Source organism: Fischerella muscicola PCC 7414 (assembly GCF_000317205.1).
In the GTDB taxonomy this organism is placed as follows: domain Bacteria; phylum Cyanobacteriota; class Cyanobacteriia; order Cyanobacteriales; family Nostocaceae; genus Fischerella; species Fischerella muscicola.
Window position 1 is genome coordinate 1 of the sequence record NZ_AJLK01000022.1, and the last position, 1,665, is coordinate 1,665.

Below are 1,665 nucleotides of genomic sequence, written 5' to 3' on the forward strand. Positions count from 1 at the left end.
CTATTAGTTATACCCCCAAAAAAGGATAGTCAGTGTAACCCTTATCTAAATTCTGATCGCCTAGACCGTAAAAAGTTTTCGGATCTGGTGGATTTATTTCAGCATCTGCTTGAAAGCGCTGGGGTAAATCTGGATTTGCTATGAATAGCTTCCCATAGATTAGTTAATAAATCCACGGTTTGCATACTTTACCTTCAAAAACAAAAATCAAGCGAGTTATGAGCTAAACTTTGAGCCGCCTGTCCAATTAATTCCACACCAAGCAGCTACTCGTTATATACAGAACAACAGCAACAGTTGTCTTTCCTCTTCTTGCCAAAAATATTCCAATCTTGCAAATATCTGTTGCTACAAAAGCAGAAAGTTGTATACTAAATTTTAGTTAGTTGGCTAAATAATTATGTCCTCTAAACCGATGCAAGAAACCATTGGCTATCAGATGGTTTTGGTTTCTAGAGCACATCGTCATCTCGTGAGTACAGCTCTTGCTGAACTGGGACTTTACCTTGGGCAAGAAATTTTGCTGATGTATCTGTGGGAGGAAGACGGGCTAACTCAATCTGAGTTAGTAGAACGTATGGAAGTAGAACCGCCGACCTTAACAAAAATGCTCAACCGCATGGAAAGATGCGGGTTACTCAAGCGTTGCCAGTGTCCCGAGGATGCTCGTTCCTATCAAGTTTATTTAACCGAGGCAGGACAAGCATTGCAACAACCAGTCACTCAACTGTGGCACGAAGTTGAAAAGCAGATCGTGGCTAATTTGACTCTTGAGGAACGACTCTTGTTTCGACGATTGCTGATGCAAGTCCGTAATAATTTAACTTGAGTTTTTAGGTGTTTGTTTGAAAATTTATTTAGCCGGCTAAGTTAGTTAAAAGCTGCACATATGAAAACACATAGCCATGTGAATTTACTTTTTTTATGCCCTCTTTTTCACCAGCGATAAGCAGTAAATAAGTAAATAGTATGAATTTGCAATCACCGGAGAGTTTGCCGCCAGAACTACGGCATGTGATTATACATCGTGAGCTTGAACCAAAAGAAAGCCTTTTTCAACAGGGGGATGAGGCAAAAGCTTTTTATGTTGTGGAAACAGGACGACTGAAACTAGTGCGATATACCAGTGATGGTAAAGAAGTGACATTTCCAATTGCTAGAAGGGGAGAAATGATCGCTGAGATTGCGTTGTTTTCAGATACTTATCCTTATGCTGTCATAGCAGAGGTAGCTTCGCGAGTAATCATTTACCCGAAGCAGCCTATTTTAACCGCGCTGCGTCACAATTCTGAGCTAGCCGAGGATTTTATGGCAATGTTAGTACAGAAAATTCATGATTTGAAGATTCGCTTAGAGTTGCGTGATATCCGTGCGGCTCATGAACGAGTGTTGCGATACTTGCAATATATGGCACAATTAGGCGAACAGACAACCATTACTTTTGATCGCCCACTCAAAGATATTGCTGTCGATTTAGGTTTGACACCTGAAACTCTTTCTCGTGCTTTGACTCGCTTAGAAAGAGAAGGCATAATTACACGTACAAGGCTACAAATTAAACTACAAAATTTATCTGCCGCTTGATTGCAATCAAGGAAATAGCAAGACAATTGTCATAGTCTTAGTATAAGTTTACGTAGAGTTAGCAAAAATTCCAATTTTATT

At 39.9% G+C, this 1,665-nt stretch carries 2 protein-coding genes and 1 pseudogene; 2 read left to right on the forward strand and 1 reads right to left on the reverse strand.

Annotated features, from left to right (window positions below; genetic code table 11):
- Nucleotides 1-7: 7 nt before the first annotated feature.
- A pseudogene (locus tag UYI_RS38630) lies at nt 8-157 on the reverse strand (alkene reductase); the annotation flags it as partial.
- A gap of 243 nt (nt 158-400) precedes the next feature.
- On the opposite strand from UYI_RS38630, the gene UYI_RS0103065 reads away from it, so the two are divergent.
- Together UYI_RS0103065 and UYI_RS0103070 are read left to right on the forward strand one after the other, a co-directional pair.
- Nucleotides 401-829 (forward strand): MarR family winged helix-turn-helix transcriptional regulator, encoded by a 429-nt coding sequence (locus tag UYI_RS0103065; RefSeq protein ID WP_016865210.1) that lies wholly within the window; start codon nt 401-403, stop codon nt 827-829.
- A gap of 140 nt (nt 830-969) precedes the next feature.
- A complete protein-coding gene (locus UYI_RS0103070; RefSeq protein WP_016865211.1) occupies nt 970-1,584 on the forward strand; it encodes a Crp/Fnr family transcriptional regulator in 615 nt (204 codons plus the stop codon).
- Nucleotides 1,585-1,665: the final 81 nt, after the last annotated feature.